This is a genomic window from Herpetosiphon llansteffanensis (genome assembly GCF_003205875.1).
Taxonomy (GTDB): Bacteria; Chloroflexota; Chloroflexia; order Chloroflexales; family Herpetosiphonaceae; genus Herpetosiphon; species Herpetosiphon llansteffanensis.
On sequence record NZ_PUBZ01000035.1, the window covers coordinates 1 to 1,071 of the forward strand.

1 protein-coding gene is annotated in these 1,071 nt (G+C 31.6%); it reads right to left on the minus strand.

Annotated features, from left to right (window positions below):
* Positions 1-69: 69 nt before the first annotated feature.
* Entirely contained in the window at positions 70-1,044 is a 975-nt protein-coding gene (locus tag C5S61_RS02465; protein WP_110513542.1) for a hypothetical protein, read from the minus strand.
* Between the last annotated feature and the right edge of the window lie 27 nt (positions 1,045-1,071).

A 1,071-nucleotide genomic window follows, 5' to 3' on the forward strand; every position in this document is an offset into this window, starting at 1 on the left:
TGTAATAAACTCCTCTATTCAGAATCTCGATAGATATACCATATATCTCTTCAATCAGTTATCTTGTGATCATTGGTCATCCCAGAAAGGATTAATTTCTTGTTTTATCTCGCTCCCATCTAGTGGGATGTACCATGTTTTTTCAAGTCCTCTTCGACTTCCAGTTACACAAAATAAGGCGCTATCGTTATTGACGAATCGAATATTTAAGAAATTCCTCGCCTCAGCCCATTTTGCATAGCCATTCTCACACTTCTCTGTACACAGGATTTTCATCGTCTGTGAATAAATATCAAAAATTGCAATGCTCTCTTTCCAATCTACCGTATTTATTATATTATCATCTATAACTTCTTGCTCGCTATCAATACTATTCACGTCTTGTATATAAGATGGTGAGAAATCATATGCGAAGCTATATGCAATAAATCTATTATTTATTGAAAATACTGGTCTCTCATATACAATTTGATCATCTGTTGATGAAAATACTGGTTTTTCGCTTTTAGCCGTAAATAAGTAAAATTTCTTTTGATCCCAATCATTCTTATTTTCATATACTCGATTGGTAAAACTTATTGTAAAATTATGAACATATAGTATCATATGTATAGTATCGAGCGAATTCACAATTTCAGCCTCAAATCTCCTTTCAGTTTGAATTAAGTCTTTATAAAAATAAGTATTGTTATCTTGCAGAATTATTTTCTCATTATCATAATGATACCATTTCTCACCCCAAGTAAAGTCCGAAGGTTTAATGTATTGATTAAATACGCTTTGGATATTTTCAATGACGCGCTCTATTTTTTCTATTCTCTCAAGAATATTAATGGAAAACAATGATTCAGGAAGATGATTAAGTTTTATGAGTTTTTCGTCGATAGAATCTATTTCCTTTTGTACACCATTGATTGAACTACGTATATCGATTGGAACATTAATCCCATATTGGGCCTTAACCTCATTAAGATATCGTAAATTATCACTATAAGTGCTGCGCTGGTTTAGAAGTGATTCGATCTCTTTTTCTATTTCATTCATTTGAACTAACCTCTATTCTTAATCTAT

Excerpts from the sequence above, each read along its gene's own strand:
- C5S61_RS02465 (WP_110513542.1), bottom strand. The coding sequence starts at position 1,044 with ATGAATGAAATAGAAAAAGAGATCGAATCACTTCTAAACCAGCGCAGC.